Genomic DNA, 19,957 nt, shown 5'->3' on the forward strand with positions numbered 1-19,957 from the left:
ACCCCGCGCGGTGGCTTTCCAGCGCGGCGGGCCGTCCGGGTGAGACCGGACCGGCGATGTGATCTTGCGTACCTGTGCGGCGGGCGGCTAGGCACCAGCCGCCTGCCCGGCCTACCGTGGCCGGGCCGTGGTGTTCGGGAAGCCGGTGACGTGCCCTCAGGGGCCCAGTCCGGAGCGGCCCTCGCCACTGTGATCGGGGAGTTCCCGTCCCACGTCCCCCGCGGGACAGTCACTGGCCGTCAGGCCGGGAAGGCGGGCCGGGAACGTACGACCCGTAAGCCAGGAGACCGGCCACGGCATCTCACGAAGTGATCCACGAGGTGCTGGAGCGTGACCGGATGAGCCTGCCCACCCCTGCTTCCTTCCGCTGGCGTCGGGAGGACACCGTCAAGACGGCGGGCCTGATGGCGGCCGTCGCCGCCCTGCACGTCGTCGCGTTCGGCGTGCTGTTCCTGCTCGTCGTCCCCGGGCACTTCGAGGTCGGCGACAAGGCCTTCGGCATCGGTCTCGGCATCACCGCCTACACACTGGGCATGCGCCACGCCTTCGACGCGGACCACATCGCCGCCATCGACAACACCACCCGCAAGCTGATGGCCGACGGCGGCCGCCCGGTGTCCGTGGGCTTCTGGTTCGCGCTCGGCCACTCCAGCGTCGTGGTCCTCCTCGCGCTGCTGATCGCGGGCGGCACCCGGCTCGCGGGCAGCGTCATGGACGAGGACTCCCGCACCCATCAGGTTCTCGGCGTCCTGGGCACGACGGTCTCCGGCTCCTTCCTCTACCTCATCGCCGCCCTCAACCTGGTCGCCCTCGCGGGCATCTGGAAGGTGTTCCGGGCGATGCGGGCGGGGACGTACGACGAGAAGGAGCTGGAAGCCCACCTGGACGCACGCGGGTTCATGAACCGCATCCTGGGCCGTCTCACCAGGTCCATCTCCCGGCCCGGGCAGATGTACCCGCTGGGCTTCCTCTTCGGTCTCGGCTTCGACACCGCCACCGAGGTCACCCTGCTGGTGATGGCGGGCTCCGGCGCGGCGGCGGGCCTGCCCTGGTACGCGATCCTGTGCCTGCCCCTCCTCTTCGCCGCCGGCATGAGCCTGTTCGACACCCTCGACGGCACCTTCATGAACTTCGCCTACCAGTGGGCCTTCTCGAACCCCGTCCGCAAGGTCTTCTACAACCTCACCATCACCGGCCTGTCCATCGCCGTAGCCTTCCTGATCGGCACCATCGAACTCGTGGGCGTCCTGCGCGACAAGCTCGAGCTGCGGGACTCCGTCACCGGCTGGATCGCGGGCCTGGACCTGGACAACGTCGGCTACGTCATCGTCGGGCTGTTCGTGGTGGTGTGGGCGGCGGCGGTGGCGTACTGGAAGCTGGCGAGGGTGGAGGAGCGGTGGGCGGTGCGGCCCGCGGACACCCGCTAGCGGAGGGCCGGCGCGAGGGAATCCCCCGGCAGGGCCGCGGGTTGACGACAGGTGTCCATCCATACGAGGGAGCCGACATGTCCGAGCAGCCCGCCGTGCACGAACTCCGCCTGGTGGTGACGGCGGCCGACTACGACGCCGCGCTGCGCTTCTACCGCGATGTGCTGGGCCTGCCCGAGCGGGGCGCGTTCAGCTCCCCCGGCGGGCGGGTCACGATCCTGGAGGCCGGCCGGGCCACCCTGGAGCTGACGGATCCGCACCACGCCGCCTTCATCGACGACGTCGAGGTCGGGCGGCGCGTGGCCGGGCACGTCCGGGTCGCCTTCCGGGTCGACGACTCCGCCGGCACCACCGCGAAGCTGGCCGCCGCCGGAGCGGAGGTGATCGCCGAGCCGACGCGCACCCCGTGGAACTCGCTGAACTCCCGCCTGGAGGCCCCGGGCGCGCTCCAGCTGACCCTGTTCAGCGAGCTCGGCGACGACACGGACGCCGACTAGGGCCGCCCTAGCCGCCCACGCCTTCGACCGTCGACAGGTACAGCTTCACGTAACGCTCCACGTCCACGTCCAACCCCACGTCCACCAGGGCCTGTTCACGGGTTCCCTCGTGCAGCTCCGACTCGCCGGGGCGCAGGCGCCGGTCGACGATCGTCATGCCGCGGGTCGGGCCCGGGGCCAGGGAGACCTCCACCGGCAGGCGGTGGGTGGTCAGGCCCTCCGGGTCGGCGACCGCGCACACCGCGCCCGCGTCGCCGAGGCCGCCGGCGGTCTCGGCGGGGTCGTCGGGGCGGCTGCCCGGGTGGGCCGGGCGGTGGGCGAGCAGGTCGCCGGCGAGCCGGGCCCCCGGTTCCGCGCTCGCGCGCAGCCGTCGTACGTCCGCCGCCGGGACGACGACCCGCGAGAACACGTCCAGCCCGTACATCGTGATCGGCACCCCGGCGGTGAGCAGGACGGCGGCCGCCTCAGGGTCGTGCCAGACGTTGAACTCCGCGACCGGCGTGGCGTTGCCGACGGCCGCCGCGCCGCCCATGAACACGATCCGTTCGATGTTGCGGGTGATGCCGGGGTGGGTGCGCAGCAGCAGCGCGATGTTGGTCAGGGGCGCGGTGGGGATCAGGGTCACCGGGCGGGGGGAGGCCAGGATCTCGCGGCGCAGCAGCGTCACCGCGTCCACGTCGACGGGGGTGCGGGCGGGCGCGGGCAGGCCGAGGTCGCCCATGCCGTCGTGCCCGTGCACGTGCCGGGCGGACCTCGGCGCCTCGATCAGCGGGCGCTCGGCGCCCCGGGCGACCGGGATGTCGGGCGCGCCCGCCCGCTCCAGCACCGTCAGCGTGTTGCGGACCACCCCGTCCACGTCCGTGTTCCCCGCCACGCAGGTCACGGCGCGCAGGTCGAGTCCCGGGTGGCGTACGGCGAACAGCAGGGCCAGGGCGTCGTCGACCCCGGTGTCGCAGTCGATGATCACCGGGATGGGGCGGGCGTCGGTCGTCACGGCCTGGCTCCTTCCACCGTACGGCTGCTGCAAGTGACCTTACGCGCCTTCCCACAGGGCGGTACCGCGGGCCGCCACCCGCTCCCCGATCCGCCGCAGCAGCTCCGCGACGGGCACCGCTCCCGGCCGCCGCCCGTCCCGCAGCCGTACGGCGAGCAGGTCGGTGCCGGCCTCCCGCTCCCCGATCACCGCCTGGTACGGCACGAGACGCGCGGCGCGGACGCGGGCGCCGAGGGTGCCGTCCCCGGGCCCGGCGACCTCCGCCCGCAGTCCGCGGGCCCGGGCCCGCCGTACGACGTCGTGCGCCCGCTCCACCTGGGCGTCGGCGACCGGCAGGACGGCGAGCTGCACCGGGGCCAGCCACGCCGGGAACGCGCCGCCGTGCCGCTCCACGAGGTGGGCGACCGCGCGCTCCACGCTGCCGATGACGCTGCGGTGCACCATGACCGGGCGGTGTCTGCCGCCGTCGGGGCCGACGTAGTGCAGGTCGAAGCGTTCGGGCTGGTGGAGGTCGATCTGGACGGTGGACAGGGTGGACTCGCGGCCGGCGGCGTCCGCGATCTGCACGTCGATCTTGGGGCCGTAGAAGGCGGCCTCGCCCTCGGCGGCGTCGTACTCGACACCGCGGAGCACCTCTTGGAGCAGGGCGGTGGCCCGCTCCCACAGGCCGGGGTCGGCGACGTACTTGCCCGCGCGCCCCGGGAGGGAGAGCCGGTACCGGGCGGCGCGGATGCCGAGGTCGTCGTACGCGCGGGCGATGAGGCCGAGTGCGGCGCGGGCCTCGTCGACGGCCTGGTCCAGGGTGCAGAAGATGTGCGCGTCGTTGAGCTGGATGGCCCGCACGCGGGTCAGCCCGCCGAGCACGCCGGACAGCTCGGCGCGGTACATGCCGCCCAACTCGGCCATGCCGTAGGGGAGTTCCCGGTAACTGTGGGAGCGGGAGCGGTAGATGAGGGCGTGGTGGGGGCACAGGCTGGGACGCAGGAGGACCTGTTCCGCACCCAGTTCCATCGGCGGGAACATGTCGTCGCCGTAGTGGTCCCAGTGGCCGGAGAGCTCGTACAGCTCGCGTTTGCCGAGGACGGGCGAGTACACGTGCCGGTAGCCGGCGGCGCGTTCCGCGTCGCGGACGTACTCCTCCAGGGTGTGCCGTACGACGGCCCCGTCGGGCAGCCAGTACGGCAGCCCGGCGCCCATCAGGGGGTCGGTGTCGAACAGGCCGAGTTCGCGGCCGAGTCGCCGGTGGTCGTGCACGGTGGTCTCCTCACGTCGGTCACCGGGACGAGCACCACGCGACGAAGCCCCGGGGCACTCGCCCCGGGGCTTCGGACTTCGGTCAGCTGTCAGCGCGCCGGGACGGGGTCCGGCGTCGTCGTGAGGGACGGCTGGATGGCGCGCTGCATGGGACCGACGCTAGCAAGGGGCGCGTCTCCCCCGCGAACGCTTTTGCGGCCGGTGCGCGCGTGGTGCGCGCACATCGGTGGGGCGGCGTCAGGAACGCGTCGCGCGCTTCCTGCGGGTCACCACCACGATCGCCGCGCCGCCCGCCAGCAGCGCCGCCGCGCCGAGGGCGATGGGGCCCGTCGCACTGTTGGCGCCCGTCTCGGCCAGGTCACCGCCGCCGTTCGGCGTGGGGGCGGGGGCGGTGGTGGACTCGGAGGCGGACGGGGTGGGCGCGTCCGTCGACGGGGTGCCCGAGGGCTCGGTGGGCTCGGCGGGCGGCTCGGAGGCCGGCGGGGTGGTCCCCTCGGCCGGGGTCGAGGGCTCGGCCGGCTCCGACGGCGGCGGGGTGGTGGGCGGCTGCGACGACGGCGGCGGAGTCGCCGTGCAGTCCTTCGCGCCGCCGTTCCAGGCCGCGATCAGTTTGTCCTTGATGACCGGGCGGTCCGGGCCCTTGGGCAGCTCACCGTGCTGGAAGCCGTCGTTCGCGTCCAGCTTGCCGTCGAACTTCACGGCGCCCCGGTACAGGTCGATCTGCGCGAAGCAGCCCTTGTCGGGGATGGCGATGTCGAGGGAGTCGGTCTGGCCCGGCTTGACCGTCACCGTGTCGAAGTCGACGAACACCTGCTCGCCGGAGGTGGCGAAGGTCGGGCCGTGGGCGAGGTAGGAGGCGAGGGAGGCCGTGCAGGTGGTCGCGTCACCGGCCGTGCGGACCTTGATGTGGACCTTGCCGTCGTCGGTGGGCTTGAGGTTCTGGTCGTCGACCTTCACGGAGTCGAAGAAGTTCACGCCGTCGAGCGAGAACTGGCAGCGGTCGGTCTCGGTCTCCGTGCCCGCGCCCGTCCCGGGCTTGTAGGCGCCGCCGGAGCCCCAGCCTTCGCCACCGGGCGTACCGGTGGCGAAGGCGCCCGACGCGGAGGCGAGGGAGGCGGCGCAGAGGGCGAGCGTCGCGGCGCCCGTCCCCAGCAGGCGTCGCGCGGTGACACGTCTCGCTATGGACATGCGGATCCCATCTGGGTGTGCCGGAACCCGGGGGAGGGCAGCAGGGCAGCGCGCGGCGGCCGGCCGTCCCGGGGATGAGTGGTCTGAGAAACACTGGGCTCATTGGTCATATGCGCCTCAGTGAGCCCCCATGGTGGCGGCGCCGCAGCACACTGTCAACCTGCGGGAATGCAGGGGCAGTTACGCCTTCGACACACTTCCGCCACACAAGGAACGATCCGCTCCGGGTCGCCCGGGTGTTCACTTTTCCGGCGTAGTGGACAGATTTCTTGCTGTCACCCGTACGACCGCAGAGGAGACCGCGTGACCGTCCGCACCACCACGCCAGACTCCACGCCCCTCGCCGCGCCCGACCTGTCCTCCAGGGACCCCGACTGGTGGCGGCAGGCCGTCGTCTACCAGGTCTACCCCCGCAGCTTCGCCGACGCCGACGGCGACGGACTCGGCGACCTGCGCGGCATCACCCGCCGCCTGACCCACCTGGCCGCCCTCGGCGTCGACGCCCTGTGGCTGAGCCCCTTCTACCCGTCCGAACTCGCCGACGGCGGCTACGACGTCGCCGACCCGAGGGACGTCGACCCGCGCCTGGGCACCCTCGACGACTTCGACGCCCTGGTCGCCGAGGCGCACCGCCTCGGCCTGAAGGTGATCGTCGACATCGTCCCCAACCACACCTCCCACCAGCACGTGTGGTTCCAGGAGGCGCTGCGCGCCGGGCCCGGCTCGGCGGCCCGGGACCGGTACGTCTTCCGGGACGGGCGCGGTGAGCGCGGTGAACTGCCCCCCACCGACTGGCATTCCGTGTTCGGCGGCAGCGCCTGGCGGCGGGTGCCCGACGGGCAGTGGTACCTGCACCTGTTCGCCCCCGAGCAGCCCGACCTCAACTGGGAGAACCCCGAGGTCCGCGCCGACTTCCGCACCACGCTGCGGTTCTGGTCCGACCGCGGCGTCGACGGCTTCCGCATCGATGTCGCGCACGCCCTCGTGAAGGACCTCAGCGAGCCGCTGCGCGACCTGGGCGCGCCCGAGCTCAGCCGCGAGGAGGCGCTGACCGATCTGCCGCCCGGCACCCACCCGTTCTACGACCGGGACGAGGTGCACGAGATCTACCGCGACTGGCGCAAGATCCTCGACGCCTACCGCCCGCCCCGCACGGCCGTCGCCGAGGCCTGGGTGCCGGGCGCCCGCCGCGCGCTGTACGCCCGCCCGGACGAGCTGGGCCAGGCCTTCAACTTCGAGTACCTGCAGACCCCGTGGGACGCGGACGCGCTCCGGCAGGTCATCGCCGACTCGCTGGCCGGCGCCCGGGCGGCCGGCGCCTCGGCCACCTGGGTGCTGTCCAACCACGACGTGATCCGTCACGCCTCCCGCCTGATGCTGCCGCCGGGCACCGACCTCGACGCCTGGCTGCTGTCCGGTGGCCGGGCCCCGGCCGTCGACGCGGCCGCGGGGCTGCGCCGGGCCCGGGCGGCGACCCTGCTGATGCTGGCGCTGCCCGGTTCGGCGTACGTCTACCAGGGCGAGGAGCTCGGCCTGCCCGAGGTCGCCGACCTGCCCACGGAGGTCCTCCAGGACCCGATCTGGGAGCAGACCGGCCATGTCCGCAAGGGGCGCGACGGCTGCCGGGTGCCGCTGCCGTGGACGACCACCGGACCGTCGTACGGCTTCGGCCCGGGCGGGTCGTGGCTGCCGCAGCCGCCGGACTTCGCCGCGTACTCCGTGGAGGCCCAGGACGGTGTGGAGGGCTCCACCCTGGAGCTGTACCGCACGGCCCTGCGCCTGCGCCGCAAGCTGCTCGACGGCGAGGAACTGGTGTGGGCCGAGGACACCCCGGACGGGGTGCTCCAGTTCGACCGCTGCGACGGCTGGCGGTGCGTGACGAACCTGTCCGGCGCGACGGTCCCGCTCCCGGCCGGCGAGGTGCTGCTGACCAGCGCGCCGCTGGAGGACGGGCGGCTGGGGCCGGACACGACGGTGTGGCTCGGACGCTGACCGGTTCCCCCGCACGGCGGTCGGCCCCCGGTGGGGGCCGACCGGACCGGACCCCGGGGGCCTCACCGGGTCTCGGGCGTCGGCTGCGGATGGCCGCCGGCCTCCAGCAGTGGAGCCGTGTGGCGTTCGGGGCGGTGCGATCCCTCCGTCGGGACACGGCTGCGCGGGGCGCCGGCCGTGCCGGGCAGCGGGACCGGACGCCGGGCCACGAGGCGGCCCACCCAGCGGCGCCCGCAGTGCTCGCAGGGCGGTGCCCCCTGCGGGGTGTACGGGGACGGGACGGCGGTGTTGTCCCGGTAGAAGTACTCCCATTCGTCCCCGTGGCCGTCCAGGTAGCGCTGGACGTCGTAGTCGACGCTCCAGCGGTGCCAGCACGAACCACAGGTGAACTCGACTCGTTCGACGGCAAGTTCGGTGATCACTGCGGCACACCTCCATCCGACCTGCTTCTCCCACCTTGCTCCGGTCTCCCCGGCGGCGCCACCCCGTCCGCCGCCGGCCCCGCCAGGCTTGACAAGAGGACGCTCAAGTTTTATTCAGGCTATGAGGCAAGAAGGGTCCGAACCGCAGGTCGCAGGGGGCGGGGAGGTGGCTGACGCAGATGCCGAACGTGGCTGACACGGCCGACATGGCCGAGGACCCCTACGTGGTGCTCGGGGTCGACCCCTCGGCGTCCGCCGAGGTGATCACCTCCGCCTTCCGCCACCTGGTGCGGGAACTGCGGCCCGACGCCCGTGTCGACGCCGTCACCGCCGAGCGGTTCGGCAGACTGCGCACGGCGTACGAGACCCTCCGCGACCCCGGGCTGCGGGCGGCGTACGACCGCACGCGCGCCGCCCCCGCCCCCCGCCCGGCCCGCGCACCGCGCCCGGCTCCCGCTCCGCCGGCCCCCTGGCCGTTCCGGCTGCCCGGCCTCTTCGGAAACCCGGCACCCGAGCCGCCGCTGCGGGCCGGTCCGGTCCGGTGGGAGCGCGGGTCGTGAACAGCGCTATCCGGACGGGTGGTTCGGGCGCCGAGAACGTCGACGACGGCAAGGCCGACAGGGCAGGCTGACCATGGACCGCGGCCCCCAGCGGAGCACGGAGGAACTGCACCGCCTGTTGCAGGAGCGCACCGCCGACCTGCAGCGGGTGAAGGCCGAGTACGACAACTACCGCAAGCGGGTGCGGCGCGACCGGCTGGCCGTGCGGGAGATCGCGGTCGTCAACGTGCTGACCGCGCTCCTGCCGGTGCTGGACGCCGTGGACCGCGCCTGCGAGCACGAGCCCCTCACGCCGGGGCTGCGGGACATCGCCGAGACACTGGCGGGCCAGGCCGGTTCGCTGGGGCTGGTGGAGTTCGGGGAGGTCGGGGACCCCTTCGACCCGACCCGTCACGAGGCGCTGACCCACCATGTCTCCCCGGGCGCCGACCGGCTCGTCTGCACGGCGATCCTGCGCCCCGGCTACCGGCTGGGAGAGCGGCTGCTGCGCCCGGCCCAGGTCGAGGTCACGGGGCCCCCGCCGTCGCGGGCCGGGGACCGGGCGGCGGGCTGAACGGGCACCCGTACGGCCCACCACCGCCGGCCACCTGCGGGAACGTCCCGCGAGAAGAGCTCCCAGGGGCATCGGAGCCGTCCGCACAGGGAGCTCCGCGACGATGACCGGGTCTAGCGGGACAGCGTCCGCGACAGCCGTCGCGGACGTGCTCGGCCTCTGTGGGGCCCGGCCCGTCGGCGGTGGCCGACGACCGTGAGCTGTGGGCTGGGGCGACCGTCGCCCCCGGTTCGGAGGGCGTCGTCGAGATAGCCCGGGTAGGCGACCGACGGCGTGAGCGCGGCCAGTGAGCTGGCTGACGTCTTGGTGGCCGGTGTGCGCGCCGGTCGTCAGGGTGGCGTCGGGTCCGGTCAGTAGCGCAGGGCCCTGCCCAGCTCCGCGCGGATGTCGCCGGACAGGTCGTGGGTGCCGCGGGCGGTGGCCTCGGCGGACCTGCCCGGGGGCACGTCGTCGAGGGTGACGACGACCGTGTCGAGCAGGTTGCCGTCCCGGTCGGTGAACTCGACCTGCACCGCGAAGGACTTCGCCGAGTCGGCGGTGTTGCGGGCGGTGACCTCGACCGAGGCCCGGCCGTCGGTGACGGTCGGCGCACCGAGCCGCACCTGGTCCTTGGCGTCGACGCCGCCCTTGATGTCGTCGAGCCTGCGGTCGGCCTCCGCCGTCGCCGACTCCAGCGCCTCGGAGGCCTGCGAGGCCACCGACTCGACCGCCGACTCGGCCCGGCGCGCCGTCTCCGAGGGACTGTCGGTGCAGCCGGCCAGCACGACGCCGAGCACGGCCGCCAGTGCCGCCGCGGCGCTCGCCCGGCGTGTGCGATGACCGGCCATGTCGCCTCCCGGAGAGGGGCCGCCGCGCCGGCCGGTGGGGCGGCCCGCACGGATCACACGTGTCCCAGGCCCCCGCTGCCGAAGGAGCCGCTGGACCCCGGCGTCCACCGGCGCCGGTGCTGGTCCTTCCCCGTCCTGGTCTGTGCCCGGTGGAGCTCGTGGGGCAGGAGGCGTTGGTTGTCGTCGGTCACGACCGGCACCTCGTCCGGCTCCCGCATCTCCCGGATCTCGCGGATCGGGCCGCCCTCGGGCAGGTGCGGCTGCTCCTCGGGGGAGGGGTGGTGCGTGTCCGTGTCCATGACGCGCATGCCGACGCGTACGGCCCAGATCAGCGCGCAGGCGATGACCAGCCCGCCGATGAAGGCCACGGTCACGGCGAACGCGTGATCGGCAGACGCGGCCAGCAGATTCGTTGCCGTACTCATGTTCCGATTATCGCCGACGGAATGCGAATAAGCGCCTGGTTTGCCCGGGCAACTTGGACGGCTTTGGTGGCGACCTCCGGGGGGAGAGCCCGTTCCCCCCCCACGAGGAGATCACCATGCGCAGACACCTCGCACGGCTGCTCGCCCATCTCGCCGCGCTGGCGGCCCTGGCCGCCACGCCCGCTCTGTCGGCCGGCCGGGCGCAGGCCGCCGACCAGTGGAACCCGCCCGCGCACCTCGTCCAGCCACTGAACGAGGTGTGGCGGCACGTCGAGTCGACCTACCCGGACCTGTACGGCTTCCGCAACTACGGCTGGGACCAGATCATGGCCAACCGGGGCAGCGTCCACTACTGCGTGCGCTGGGAGTCGGACGCCCCGGTCAGCGCCGCCCTGCGCGACCGGATCCACGCGGCGCTGAAGAAGCAGTTCGGCAAGTGGATGTCCGCCCTGGTGGAGAACGGCAAGGGCCACAACGCCTGGCCGTACCCCACGGTCCGGGTCAACGTCGTCGGCTGGGCGGTCAAGAACCGCTCCACCCTCCAGTGGACCGACGACTCCGTCGACATCCACACCGGCATCCTCGACAGCGGCGGCGCCCCGCAGTGCGCGCCCGACTGCGGCCGCTTCTTCCACCAGGACGGCGACTACTCCAGGTGCCCGGGCGGCGCGGCCCGCCACTACGACCAGTCGCTGTGGCTGACCAAGGGCTTCCAGGGCGGCGCGGGCGGCGACTGGGGCCAGCGCCTGGGCCAGGAGTACTTCACCGGCGCCCTGAACCAGGAGGACATCCACATCTACCTGCACGAGGTCGGCCACACCTTCGGGCTCGACGACTTCTACGACTGGACGCCGACCGGCCAGTGCTGCTTCCTGATGAAGGCGGGCAGCGCCACCCGCATCACCGAGTTCGACACGTGGATGCTGCGTGACTTCTGGCGCCACCTGAAGAGCCGCTACGGCTACTGACGTACGCGGGGACGCCCCGGCCCCGCCCCCGGGGTTCGGCCCCCCGGGGGCGGGTATGCCGCAACCGGTGGCCGAACCGGTCTCGCCCTCGGCGCACGACGACCCTCCGCGCACCAGGACACCCCCCACCGCACCGGGCTCGCGGCTCCGCCACCTTCTCGGCCCCGTTCCCGTCCCGCAGGAGCCACGATGACGTCCGCCCCGACGCCTGCGTCCCCGCCGCCCGCCCCGTCCGGGGTCCGGCTGCGGCTCGCGGCACAGCAGCACGCCGACCGCACGGCCCGCCGTATCGACGGCGCCTGGTGGCCGTGGACGTACGACCTGGCCGCCGAACTGCCCGGCTTGCTCGGCGAACTGCCGTGCGCCTGGGGGCGGATCAGCAGCGTCCGGGTCGACGGGGGCGGTTGGACCGCCTGCCCGGAGCGGATGATCGTCGCCGGGCAGCCGGTGCGGGTCCGGCGCACCCAGTCGCCGAAGGCGTTCCACGCCCTCTGCCTGCTCGCGCCCGGCCGCGGCCGCTGGGACCTGCTGGTGGTGCCGCCGGGCGCGACGGAGGCGGAGGCCGGCCGGCTCATGGAACGGGCGGTGACCCAGGGCACGTAGACACCCGCCCGGCCTCAGTGCGCGAGCAGCACCAGGGCCAGGGCGGCCAGGGCCGGTACGGTCTGCGCGAAGAGGGTGCCGCGCCCGGCCGTGGCGGGCCCCGCACAGCCCGGCCACGGCCACGCACACCAGGAAGAACACCGACCCCGGGAATCCGGCCGGGTCGGACGCCACCGCGCCCCGCACCGGTCCGGCGGTCAGCCGTTGTACGGGCCCTGGCCGGCGGCCGGCGTCCAGGGTCCCGGCGGCGAACTCGGCGGTGGTGCCGAAGGCGGCGCGGGCCCGGCGGGTCCGCGGCAACATCTCCGGGCCCAGGATGCAGGCGTGCAGCGCGGCGCGGGCCGGTACCGCTGGCGGGGCGACGGTCGACATGCCGCTCATCGTCACAGAGCCGCCCGTTCGGCCCCGCCCCGGCGGCGGGCGCCCGGGCCCCGTGCGAGTCTGCGGCCAGAGGGAGACCGGGCCGGGCCGTCGCGTCCCCACGTGTGCAGCTCGGGAGCCCGGACCGGCCTCCCCGCACGGGGAACCGCCGCGGCGTACGGACACCGGCACGGGCGTCAGGGGGTGCGACGCCTCCCCTATGGGGCCTGCGCCTCAGAGAGCTCTTTCTCGAACAAATGACTCAACAGGGTGCGGGTGCGTAGGTAAGCTGGCGCGGGCATGATCACGGGCTCCCAGGGGGGAGCTGTCCGGGTGGGGAGTCACGAGCGATGCATCAGGGTTCTTCCATGCCGCGCCGCGGCAGATTCCGGCGGGGTGCCGCCGCACTGACCCTCGTCGCGCTGAGCGGCGGGGGTCTGCTGACGGCGGCTCCGGCCGCGACGGCCGCGGACCCCGCGGCGCCCGCCGGGACGGCGTGCACGCCGACGGAGGGGTTCGAGGGCTGCCGGCTCTTCGTCCCGACGGGAGGCGCGCAGGACTTCCAGGTTCCGTCCCGTGTGACGGAGCTGAACGTACGGGTGTGGGGCGAGGGCGGCACGGGCAACTCCATGGCGTCCGGCGGTGCGGGCGGGTTCGTCGCCGGCACCCTCGGTGTCACCGCCGGGGAGAAGCTGAGGATCAACGTCGGCGGGCCGCGGTTCGGTGACGCGCGCGGCGGCAAGGGCGGCACCACCACGGCCGACCGCGGCGGCAACAGCAGCGGCATCCGCACCGGCACCGGTAAGCCGCTGGTCATCGCCGGCGGCGGTGGCGGCGGTGGCGGCGACTGGACCGCGCACGCCCAAGCGGGCGCCGCCGGCGGCGTCAACGGCTCGGACGCCTCGGAGCCCGGCCGCGGCGGCAAGGGCGCGACCGGCGCGAAGGGCGGTGCGGGCGCCGGCAACGGAGCCGCGGGCGCCGACCACTCCGCGGGCGGCGCGGGCGGCGACGGAGGAGACGGCAGCAACGGCGGCGGGGGCGGCGGCGGCGCCGGCTACGCGGGCGGCGGCGGTGGCACCGGCTCCGACACCGTCTCCAGCAAGGGCACCACCGGCAGCGGGGGCGGCGGCTCCAGCTACACCGACCCGGACCGGGTGACCGAGGCCCGTCTCGTCGTCGGCAACGGCACCAAGCCCCCGGAGAAGACGGACCCGTTCTGGGCTCCCTCCGGCGACCCGGTCAACTCCGGTGTGGCGGAGGGCGGCGCCAACGCGCCCGGCGGCCCCGGCCGCATCGTCCTGCAGTGGGACACCGCCGCGATCGCCGACCTGACCCAGGTCTCCGGCGCCGACCAGGTCGTCCACTCGTTCGGCGAGGTCGCCCCGTTCGGGGTCGAGGCCCGCGACAAGGACGGCGACCCGGTCGCGAACGCGTCCGTGACGTACACGATCGAGGACCCGGACGGACTCGGCGTGTACTTCGGCGACCGCGAGGACCGGAAGGCCGTCGTGGCGACCGACGCGCGGGGACGTGCCGTGTCCCCGGCCGTGTGGGGTTCGAAGGACGGCAGGTTCACCGTGCGGGCGGCCGTCGGCGGCGCGTCGACGACCTTCACCGTCGAGGTGCGTGAGGCGGAGTACGAGGTGACCGTCGCCGAGGGCGACGGCCAGGTGGCCGCTCCGGGCGCGGACTTCTCGGACGACCTGCGGGTCCTGGTGACCGACGCGGGCACCCCGGCGCAGGGCGCCACCGTCACCTTCGAGGTCTTCGACTTCACCGACGGAAGCCCCCGCTTCGAGGGCGGTGACCGCGTCGTCCGCGTCAAGACCGACGACGAGGGCCTGGCGACGGCGCCCCGGCTGACCGCCGGCGACACGGAGGGCTCGTACGAGGTCTACGCCACCACCGGCGACGCCGAGGCCGCCTTCCACCTCAAGGTCGCGTCGGAACCGGACGACGCGACGCCCTCCGGGGAGCCGACCGCCTCGGCCGAGCCGAGCCCCTCGGACAGCGCCGGCACCGGCGGATCGACCGGTGACGGCTCGGGCGGCGGCACCTCGACCGACCTCGGCGGCAGCCTCGCCTCGACCGGGGCGGGCGGGGCCGGCCTCCTGATGGCCGTGGCCGCGGCCCTCGCGGCGGCAGGCCTGGCGGCCGTCCGCTTCGGGCCCCGGCTGAAGGCGCGCCGGGGAACGCACGGCTGACGGCCGGTCATACGCACCACAGGCACGCGCCACTGCCCGCACCCGCTCACCGGGTGCGGGCAGTCGTCGTTCCGGCCGCTGCCGCCCGCGCCACCCGCCGATGCCCTCGCCGACGCCGTCGACGGGGGAAAGCGGGTCTCAGGGCGCGCGCAACGCGTCGACGGCGATACGGGCCGCCGTGCCGATGACGGCGTCGGCCGCCGGAAGCGTGTGGGCGGTGTGGGCGGTGCGGGTGAAGACGGCGACGGCGTAGCGGCCCCCGTCGGGGTACTCCACGACACCGACCTCGTTCCGTACGGTCGGCAGACTGCCGGTCCTGCCCGCGACGTGCACGTCGTCGAAGGGAAGACCGGAGGCGATGCGGTGCGGCCAGACCTGCAGGCCGAGGACGCGGCGGATGGCGGCGCCGTGCTCCGGTGGGCAGGCCTCGTCGCGCCAGACCGCGCCGAGCAGCCGGGTCATGTCCCGCGGTGTGCTGCGGTTGGTGCGGGCCGGGTCGAGAGCCCTGAGCCGGCTGATGACGTGCGGGTCGGCCAGCGCCCGCGCGCCGCCGGGGCCGGCGTCCTCACCCTGCACCCGCCGCGATGGCGGCACTCGCCGGCATCCGCCCGGGTCACCGCGTCCTCGACCCGTGCTGCGGCGCCGGCACGCTGCTGATCGAGGCGGCGCTCGCCCACCCCGGTGCCCGCTGCGAGGGGTTCGACCTGTCCCGGGAGGCGGTGGCGACGGCCCGCGCCAACGCGGCCGCCGCCGCTGCCGCCCCGCCCCTCACCGTCCACCGGGCCGACGCGGGCCGTCTCCCTCTCCCCGACGGCACCGCCGACCGCGTCCTGTGCAACCCGCCGTGGGGCACCCAGGTTCACCCCGGCGGCCTGCTCGCCACGGCCCCCGACCGCTGGTGGCGGGAGCTGCGCCGCGTCCTGGCCCCCGACGGCACGGCCGTCCTCCTCCTCCCCGACCCGACCGCCCTGACCACGGCCCTGCGCCACGACCTCACCCCGGTCCACCTGTGCCGCGTACGCCTCTTCGGAGCGCAGCCGTACGTCGTCCAGCTGGCGCCCCTCCCGGCGGCACGCTCGCGGGCGGGCTCTGCTTTGATCGGCCCGTGAGTTCTGCCCCCGCCTGCGACGAGACGCGCGAGAGGCCCGGACTCGCCGTCTGGTGCGGCGGGGCGTCCCTGGCGTGCTGGATCTGCTGCCCCTTGTGGGCGTTGGTCGCCTTCCTCGCCCTGCCGCTGGGGCTGACCGGCCTGACGCGGGCGTGGCTGGAGTACCGCTCCTCGGCGGACGGCCGTACGAGCCGGCCGCGCGCGGTGACGGGAGCCGCGCTGTCCCTGCTGGGAACGGCGGCGGCGGTCGCCTACCTGGTCTTCCTCGGCACGCACCCGCACCTGCCGGTCCAGGAATAGCGGTTCTGGAGGCCGGGCAGCGCCGTCGCAGCTGCCCGCCCTGCGTCAGACGCACCCCGTCGACCGTGAGGCGATGCGTCCGCGCGCGTCCGTTCCGGGACGGACGCGCGCTGAACCCCCGGGCCGTGGCCCGGGGGTCCGTGGGCGGGTGTTCAGCGCGCCGTGTCCCGGTCCCAGCGGTAGAAGCAGTGCGCCATCGCGTCCTTGGGGCTCCGCCAGGTCTCCGGGTCGTACGCCGACACGTACGCGGAGAGGCGTTCGCTGACGTCGCGGAACTCCGGGTGGTCCGTCAGCCGGGCGATGGCGGGGGACGGGTCCTCCGCGCTCTCGATGAGGTGGAGGTACACGTCGCCGAACTCGAAGAGGCGGCGGCGGGTGACCCCCACGAGGTGGGGGAGTTCGCCGCGGTCGGACTCGGCGAACACCTTCGCGATGTCCGGGGCCGCGCCGGGCTGCATCCGGGCGACGATCAGCGTGTGGTGCATGAGACTGCCCTTCGTGGATTCAGTCGGCCACTGCCGCGGCCGTCCGCCGCTCGCCCGCCGCCTGTTCGATCCGGTCGCGGATGAGGGCCAGCTGGGTGCGGGAGTTGCGGTTGATCATGTCGGTCATGCCGGCGTCGTCGACGGGGGCGTCGGGCTTCATCGCGAAGTCCTGGACCCAGCGCATCCGCACGCCCTCGGGCGTCTCGTCGTACGACCAGTGGATCTTCATGTACTCGAACGGGCCGGTCTCGACGCGGTGGGCGCGGACCGTGCGGGCCGCGCGGTCCGCGGTGCGTTCGGAGACCCAGCTCCACACCCGGCCCTGCTCGTCCGGGTGCATGGTGAGCCGGAAGGTGACGCGGTCGCCGTCGCGTTCGAGGATCTCGGCCGTGGCGTACTCGCTGAACAGCCGCGGCCAGTTCTCCACGTCGTTGGTCATGTCCCAGACCAGGTCGAACGGTGCGGCGATGGTGATCTCGTTCTCGGTGTGTCCGGCCATGTCCCTCACACCCCCGTCGTCAGCGCGTCGTTGACCGTGGCCAGGAACGCCTCCGGGGTCTTGCAGCGCTCCACCTGCTCCGGCAGGCCCACGCCGTGGCGCTTCTCCAGTTCGGCCACGATGCCGAGCAGGCCCAGCGAGTCCAGGCCGAAGGAGTCGAAGCCCTCGCCGGCCCGCGCCTCCAGGTCGAGCGGGTCGACGTGGACGCCCGCGGTGCGCTTCATCAGGGTGGACAGGTCCTCGTAGGTCACCTGGTAGGTCACGCGTTCGGTCATGTCGGTCATGTGCATGCGCTCCTTCGTGCTCGGATCGGTGGGTCGGAAGGCCGTCGGCCTACTCGGGGATCGGTGCCGCTCCCTTGCGCAGCACCAGCGCCGCGTTGCAGCCCATGAGGCCGCGGCTGAGGACCAGGGCCGTGCGGTGCTCGGCGGGGCGGGCGCGCCCGACCACCAGGTCCAGGTCGTGGCAGACGTCGAAGACGTTCGGCGTCGGCGGGATCAGGTCGTGCTCCATGGCGAGCACCGCCGTCGCCACGTCGAGCACCGCCGCCGCGCAGAACGCCCGTCCCATGCCCGTCTTCGGCGCGGTGACGGGGACCCGCCGGGCGTGCGGGCCGAGGGCGTCGGCCAGGGCCAGCGCCTCCGCCCGGTCGGCCTCCGGGACACCGAGGGCGTCGGCGTAGACCACGTCCACGTCCTCGGCGCGACAGCCGGCCTCCGCCAGCGCCGCGCGGATCGCGTGGGCGAGGCCCTCCCGGGACTCCTCCCAGCGGGAGGCGCCGGTGAACGTGGCCGCGTGGCCGGCTACCGTCGCCCGGGTGTCGGCACCGCGCTCGCGGGCCGCCCGCTCCGCCTCCAGGACGAACATCGCCCCGCCCTCGGCGGGGACGAACCCGCAGGCGGCGGAGGTGAAGGGACGGTAGGCCCGCTCCGGGTCGTCGCTCCGGCTCAGCTCCGGGTAGCCCAGCTGGCAGACCATCGAGTATGGCGCCAGCGGGGCCTCGGTCGCGCCGACGACGACGGTGTCCGTGCCGCGTCGTACGGCCGCCGCGGCGTGCGCGAGGGCGTCCAGGCCGCCCGCCTCGTCGGCGGTCACCACACCGCAGGGCCCCTTGAAGCCGCCCCGGATGGAGATCTGGCCGGTGCTCGCCGCGTAGAACCAGGCGATCGACTGGTAGGGGCCTACGTACTTCGAGCCCTGCCCCCACAGCTTCTGCAGCTCGCGCTGGCCGAACTCGCCGCCGCCGGACCCGGCGGCCGTGACCACGCCCACCGAGTACGGTGACGCGATGTCGGCCCGGGCCAGCCGGGCGTCGTCCAGGGCGAGTTGGGCGGCCGCCATCGCGAAGTGCGTGAAGCGGTCGGTCTGGACGAGGTACGTCTCCTCGATCAGGTCCGAGGCGTCGAAGTCGCGCACCTGGCCCGCGATCCGCAGCGGCAGGTGGTCGCAGCCGTCCCGGTCGATCGGGGCCAGACTGCTGGTGCCGTTCGCGGTCGTCTTCCAGAACGTCTCCGCCTCGATGCCGTGCGGTGCGACGACACCGAGTCCCGTGACGACCGCTCGTCGTGGCTCGCTCATCTCAGCCTCCTTTCCGGCCCGGTCAGCACGACCGCGGACTGGAAGCCGCCGAAGCCGCTGCCCACCGACAGCACGCTGCGCAGCTCCCGCTCGCGTGCCACGCGCGGCACGTAGTCCAGGTCGCACTCGGGGTCCGGTGTCTCGTAGTTGGCCGTCGGCGGCACCACCTTGTGCGCCAGGGCGAGCACGCACGCGACGACCTCGATCGAGCCGATCGCGCCGAGCGAGTGGCCCACCATCGACTTGATCGAGCTCATCGGCGTCCGGTACGCGTGGTCGCCCAGCGACCGCTTGACCGCCGCCGTCTCGTGACGGTCGTTCTGCTGGGTGCCCGAGCCGTGTGCGTTGACGTAGTCGATGTCCGCGCCGTTCAGGCGGGCCATCTCCAGGGCGGTGTCGATGGCCCGCGCCATCTCCAGTCCCTCCCGGGTCAGCCCGGTCATGTGGTGGGCGTTGCCGAAGGTGGCGTAGCCGCCGATCTCGCAGTACACGTCCGCGCCGCGGGCCCGGGCGTGCTCCAGCTCCTCCAGGACCAGCACCGCGCCGCCCTCGCCCATCACGAAACCGTCACGCCGGGCGTCGAAGGGACGGGAGGCGTGCGCCGGGTCGTCGTTGTTCGGCGAGGTCGCCTTGATGGCGTCGAAGCACGCCATGGTGATCGGGGAGATCGGCGAGTCCGAGGCGCCCGCGATGCACACGTCGGCGCGGCCCTCGGCGATGGCGTGGTAGGCGTAGCCCACCGCGTCCAGCCCGGAGGTGCAGCCGGTGGAGACGGTCTGCACCGGGCCGTGCGCGCCGAACCGTTCGGCCACGGCGGAGGCGAGCGTGGCGGGCGTGAAGGCGCGGTGCAGGTGCGGGCCGGCCCGACGGTCGTCGACGTCCCAGCGGGAGCCGCGCTCGCTGACCAGGACGTAGTCGTGCTCCAGGCGGGTGGTGCCACCGACCGCGGTGCCGAGCACCGCGCCCATCCGCCAGGGGTCCTCGGCCGACGGGTCGAGGCCCGCGTCGCGGACCGCCTCGTCGGCGGCGACCAGCGCGAACTGCACGTACCGGTCGCATCGTTCGACGGTCTCCGCGTCCAGTCCGTGGCCCGCGGGGTCGAAGTCGCACTCGGCGGCGATCTGGGAACGCAGCCCCACCGGGTCGAAGAGCGATATCCGGCGTGTGGCCGTACGGCCCCCGGCCAGCAGGTCCCAGAACCGTGCCGAGCCGATGCCGCCCGGGGCGACCACGCCTATCCCGCTGACGGCGACCCGCCGGGTCATGACACCGCCCCGGCCGGTGCGGTGTCCCGGTCGTCCCCGGTCTCCTCGGTGTCGACGTGCCCGAGTTCCGGCCGGGGCGCCAGCGGTCCCAGGTGGAAGACGAGGCGCGCCTCGACGTCACCGGCGTTGCGGAAGCGGTGCCGTACGTTCTTCGGGATGAACAGGCCCTGGCCGGTGCGCAGCGGATGCGGCTCCCCGTCCAGGTCCACCTCGAAGACGCCGTCGGTGACGAACACGAACTCCTCGGAGTACGGGTGGTAGTGCTCGCCGATGCGCTCCCCGGGCCGTACGACGGCCATGCCCATGAACCCACTGGTCGATCCGGCGGTCGTGGGCGTGAGCAGGGCCCGGACGTCTCCGCCGCGCCGTCGGTTGGGCGCGATCTCGTCGAAGCCGACGATGCGTGCCTGCTGTTCTGCCATGTCGTTCACTCCCAGATAGAGGGGAT

The 19,957-nt window shown here is 74.0% G+C and carries 22 protein-coding genes, 1 pseudogene and 1 riboswitch; of the genes and pseudogenes, 10 read left to right on the plus strand and 13 right to left on the minus strand.

Translation table 11 applies throughout. The features are described 5' to 3' along the window. Positions 1 to 111 precede the first annotated feature (111 nt). Positions 112 to 310: riboswitch (cobalamin riboswitch) on the plus strand. A 28-nt stretch (positions 311 to 338) separates the two neighbouring features. Next, positions 339 to 1,427: a Nickel transporter NicT gene (gene nicT, locus ACFPZJ_RS09760; RefSeq protein ID WP_381019597.1), complete on the plus strand. Its 1,089-nt coding sequence runs from the start codon at positions 339 to 341 to the stop codon at positions 1,425 to 1,427. Positions 1,428 to 1,504: 77 nt separating this feature from the next. After that, positions 1,505 to 1,924, plus strand: coding sequence for a VOC family protein (locus tag ACFPZJ_RS09765; RefSeq protein WP_381019599.1), 420 nt, complete (start codon positions 1,505 to 1,507; stop codon positions 1,922 to 1,924). A 7-nt stretch (positions 1,925 to 1,931) separates the two neighbouring features. On the opposite strand, the gene ACFPZJ_RS09770 is transcribed toward ACFPZJ_RS09765, so the two are convergent. The 3 genes from ACFPZJ_RS09770 to ACFPZJ_RS09780 form a co-directional block, all read right to left on the minus strand. Next, complete coding sequence (locus tag ACFPZJ_RS09770) at positions 1,932 to 2,918, minus strand: nucleoside hydrolase (protein ID WP_381019601.1); 987 nt, start codon at positions 2,916 to 2,918, stop codon at positions 1,932 to 1,934. 39 nt (positions 2,919 to 2,957) lie between these two features. Further along, complete coding sequence (thrS, locus tag ACFPZJ_RS09775) at positions 2,958 to 4,265, minus strand: threonine--tRNA ligase (protein ID WP_381020160.1); 1,308 nt, start codon at positions 4,263 to 4,265, stop codon at positions 2,958 to 2,960. Between the two features lie 144 nt (positions 4,266 to 4,409). Then, entirely contained in the window at positions 4,410 to 5,360 is a 951-nt protein-coding gene (locus tag ACFPZJ_RS09780; protein ID WP_381019603.1) for an LAETG motif-containing sortase-dependent surface protein, read from the minus strand. 303 nt (positions 5,361 to 5,663) lie between these two features. On the opposite strand from ACFPZJ_RS09780, the gene ACFPZJ_RS09785 reads away from it, so the two are divergent. After that, the gene (locus ACFPZJ_RS09785) at positions 5,664 to 7,352 is read left to right on the plus strand and encodes a glycoside hydrolase family 13 protein (protein WP_381019604.1); all 1,689 of its coding nucleotides are present in this window, start codon (positions 5,664 to 5,666) and stop codon (positions 7,350 to 7,352) included. A gap of 62 nt (positions 7,353 to 7,414) precedes the next feature. On the opposite strand, the gene ACFPZJ_RS09790 is transcribed toward ACFPZJ_RS09785, so the two are convergent. Continuing rightward, positions 7,415 to 7,774, minus strand: a complete 360-nt coding sequence (locus ACFPZJ_RS09790) for a hypothetical protein (RefSeq protein WP_381019605.1) — start codon at positions 7,772 to 7,774, stop codon at positions 7,415 to 7,417. A 179-nt stretch (positions 7,775 to 7,953) separates the two neighbouring features. Between ACFPZJ_RS09790 and ACFPZJ_RS09795 the strand changes: the two genes are divergently transcribed. Next, a complete protein-coding gene (locus tag ACFPZJ_RS09795) occupies positions 7,954 to 8,334 on the plus strand; it encodes a J domain-containing protein (RefSeq protein WP_381019607.1) in 381 nt (126 codons plus the stop codon). Between the two features lie 73 nt (positions 8,335 to 8,407). Further along, complete coding sequence (gene grpE, locus ACFPZJ_RS09800) at positions 8,408 to 8,887, plus strand: nucleotide exchange factor GrpE (RefSeq protein ID WP_381019609.1); 480 nt, start codon at positions 8,408 to 8,410, stop codon at positions 8,885 to 8,887. 350 nt (positions 8,888 to 9,237) lie between these two features. On the opposite strand, the gene ACFPZJ_RS09805 is transcribed toward grpE, so the two are convergent. After that, complete coding sequence (locus ACFPZJ_RS09805) at positions 9,238 to 9,714, minus strand: FxLYD domain-containing protein (protein WP_381019610.1); 477 nt, start codon at positions 9,712 to 9,714, stop codon at positions 9,238 to 9,240. Between the two features lie 53 nt (positions 9,715 to 9,767). After that, positions 9,768 to 10,139, minus strand: a complete 372-nt coding sequence (locus ACFPZJ_RS09810) for a DUF6479 family protein (RefSeq protein WP_381019612.1) — start codon at positions 10,137 to 10,139, stop codon at positions 9,768 to 9,770. Positions 10,140 to 10,255: 116 nt separating this feature from the next. Here ACFPZJ_RS09810 and ACFPZJ_RS09815 point away from each other — a divergent pair, with 116 nt between their 5' ends. The 3 genes from ACFPZJ_RS09815 to ACFPZJ_RS09825 all read left to right on the plus strand — a co-directional run bounded on the left by ACFPZJ_RS09815 (position 10,256) and on the right by ACFPZJ_RS09825 (position 14,274). Then, positions 10,256 to 11,107: a hypothetical protein gene (locus ACFPZJ_RS09815; RefSeq protein ID WP_381019614.1), complete on the plus strand. Its 852-nt coding sequence runs from the start codon at positions 10,256 to 10,258 to the stop codon at positions 11,105 to 11,107. 189 nt (positions 11,108 to 11,296) lie between these two features. Continuing rightward, the gene (locus tag ACFPZJ_RS09820; RefSeq protein WP_381019615.1) at positions 11,297 to 11,710 is read left to right on the plus strand and encodes a DUF5994 family protein; all 414 of its coding nucleotides are present in this window, start codon (positions 11,297 to 11,299) and stop codon (positions 11,708 to 11,710) included. Positions 11,711 to 12,420: 710 nt separating this feature from the next. After that, positions 12,421 to 14,274 (plus strand): hypothetical protein, encoded by a 1,854-nt coding sequence (locus ACFPZJ_RS09825; RefSeq protein ID WP_381019617.1) that lies wholly within the window; start codon positions 12,421 to 12,423, stop codon positions 14,272 to 14,274. 138 nt (positions 14,275 to 14,412) lie between these two features. Here the strand turns inward: ACFPZJ_RS09825 and ACFPZJ_RS09830 are convergent. Beyond that, positions 14,413 to 14,841, minus strand: a pseudogene (locus tag ACFPZJ_RS09830) (serine hydrolase); the annotation flags it as partial. 17 nt (positions 14,842 to 14,858) lie between these two features. On the opposite strand from ACFPZJ_RS09830, the gene ACFPZJ_RS09835 reads away from it, so the two are divergent. Then, a complete protein-coding gene (locus ACFPZJ_RS09835; protein ID WP_381019618.1) occupies positions 14,859 to 15,383 on the plus strand; it encodes a TRM11 family SAM-dependent methyltransferase in 525 nt (174 codons plus the stop codon). Then, positions 15,380 to 15,682: a hypothetical protein gene (locus ACFPZJ_RS09840; protein WP_381019620.1), complete on the plus strand. Its 303-nt coding sequence runs from the start codon at positions 15,380 to 15,382 to the stop codon at positions 15,680 to 15,682. The genes ACFPZJ_RS09835 and ACFPZJ_RS09840 overlap by 4 nt, the downstream gene beginning before the upstream one ends. Positions 15,683 to 15,834: 152 nt before the next feature. Here ACFPZJ_RS09840 and ACFPZJ_RS09845 read toward each other — a convergent pair whose 3' ends face one another. Genes ACFPZJ_RS09845 through ACFPZJ_RS09870 form a run of 6 tightly spaced genes read right to left on the minus strand, consistent with a single transcriptional unit; the run spans position 15,835 to position 19,931 of the window. After that, positions 15,835 to 16,167 (minus strand): TcmI family type II polyketide cyclase, encoded by a 333-nt coding sequence (locus ACFPZJ_RS09845; RefSeq protein WP_381019622.1) that lies wholly within the window; start codon positions 16,165 to 16,167, stop codon positions 15,835 to 15,837. 19 nt (positions 16,168 to 16,186) lie between these two features. Beyond that, positions 16,187 to 16,666 carry an SRPBCC family protein gene (locus ACFPZJ_RS09850; protein WP_381019624.1) on the minus strand — a complete coding sequence of 160 codons (480 nt, stop codon included), beginning with the start codon at positions 16,664 to 16,666 and terminating at the stop codon, positions 16,187 to 16,189. A 5-nt stretch (positions 16,667 to 16,671) separates the two neighbouring features. Further along, positions 16,672 to 16,941, minus strand: a complete 270-nt coding sequence (locus ACFPZJ_RS09855) for an acyl carrier protein (protein WP_381020162.1) — start codon at positions 16,939 to 16,941, stop codon at positions 16,672 to 16,674. 58 nt (positions 16,942 to 16,999) lie between these two features. After that, entirely contained in the window at positions 17,000 to 18,244 is a 1,245-nt protein-coding gene (locus ACFPZJ_RS09860; protein ID WP_381019626.1) for a beta-ketoacyl synthase N-terminal-like domain-containing protein, read from the minus strand. Continuing rightward, entirely contained in the window at positions 18,241 to 19,509 is a 1,269-nt protein-coding gene (locus ACFPZJ_RS09865) for a beta-ketoacyl-[acyl-carrier-protein] synthase family protein (RefSeq protein WP_381019628.1), read from the minus strand. Before ACFPZJ_RS09865 ends, ACFPZJ_RS09860 begins: the two co-directional genes overlap by 4 nt. After that, positions 19,506 to 19,931 (minus strand): cupin domain-containing protein, encoded by a 426-nt coding sequence (locus ACFPZJ_RS09870; RefSeq protein ID WP_381019630.1) that lies wholly within the window; start codon positions 19,929 to 19,931, stop codon positions 19,506 to 19,508. Before ACFPZJ_RS09870 ends, ACFPZJ_RS09865 begins: the two co-directional genes overlap by 4 nt. Positions 19,932 to 19,957: the final 26 nt, after the last annotated feature.

Origin of the sequence: Streptomyces bullii (assembly GCF_042657145.1) — a bacterium.
Classification (GTDB): domain Bacteria; phylum Actinomycetota; class Actinomycetes; order Streptomycetales; family Streptomycetaceae; genus Streptomyces; species Streptomyces bullii.

Coding starts and splice junctions, on each gene's coding strand:
- nicT (WP_381019597.1), top strand. CDS start 339: ATGAGCCTGCCCACCCCTGCTTCCTTCCGCTGGCGTCGGGAGGACACC.
- ACFPZJ_RS09765 (WP_381019599.1), top strand. CDS start 1,505: ATGTCCGAGCAGCCCGCCGTGCACGAACTCCGCCTGGTGGTGACGGCG.
- ACFPZJ_RS09780 (WP_381019603.1), bottom strand. CDS start 5,360: ATGTCCATAGCGAGACGTGTCACCGCGCGACGCCTGCTGGGGACGGGC.
- ACFPZJ_RS09795 (WP_381019607.1), top strand. CDS start 7,954: ATGCCGAACGTGGCTGACACGGCCGACATGGCCGAGGACCCCTACGTG.
- grpE (WP_381019609.1), top strand. CDS start 8,408: ATGGACCGCGGCCCCCAGCGGAGCACGGAGGAACTGCACCGCCTGTTG.
- ACFPZJ_RS09805 (WP_381019610.1), bottom strand. CDS start 9,714: ATGGCCGGTCATCGCACACGCCGGGCGAGCGCCGCGGCGGCACTGGCG.
- ACFPZJ_RS09810 (WP_381019612.1), bottom strand. CDS start 10,139: ATGAGTACGGCAACGAATCTGCTGGCCGCGTCTGCCGATCACGCGTTC.
- ACFPZJ_RS09815 (WP_381019614.1), top strand. CDS start 10,256: ATGCGCAGACACCTCGCACGGCTGCTCGCCCATCTCGCCGCGCTGGCG.
- ACFPZJ_RS09820 (WP_381019615.1), top strand. CDS start 11,297: ATGACGTCCGCCCCGACGCCTGCGTCCCCGCCGCCCGCCCCGTCCGGG.
- ACFPZJ_RS09825 (WP_381019617.1), top strand. CDS start 12,421: ATGCATCAGGGTTCTTCCATGCCGCGCCGCGGCAGATTCCGGCGGGGT.
- ACFPZJ_RS09835 (WP_381019618.1), top strand. CDS start 14,859: ATGGCGGCACTCGCCGGCATCCGCCCGGGTCACCGCGTCCTCGACCCG.
- ACFPZJ_RS09845 (WP_381019622.1), bottom strand. CDS start 16,167: ATGCACCACACGCTGATCGTCGCCCGGATGCAGCCCGGCGCGGCCCCG.
- ACFPZJ_RS09850 (WP_381019624.1), bottom strand. CDS start 16,666: ATGGCCGGACACACCGAGAACGAGATCACCATCGCCGCACCGTTCGAC.
- ACFPZJ_RS09855 (WP_381020162.1), bottom strand. CDS start 16,941: ATGACCGAACGCGTGACCTACCAGGTGACCTACGAGGACCTGTCCACC.
- ACFPZJ_RS09860 (WP_381019626.1), bottom strand. CDS start 18,244: ATGAGCGAGCCACGACGAGCGGTCGTCACGGGACTCGGTGTCGTCGCA.
- ACFPZJ_RS09865 (WP_381019628.1), bottom strand. CDS start 19,509: ATGACCCGGCGGGTCGCCGTCAGCGGGATAGGCGTGGTCGCCCCGGGC.
- ACFPZJ_RS09870 (WP_381019630.1), bottom strand. CDS start 19,931: ATGGCAGAACAGCAGGCACGCATCGTCGGCTTCGACGAGATCGCGCCC.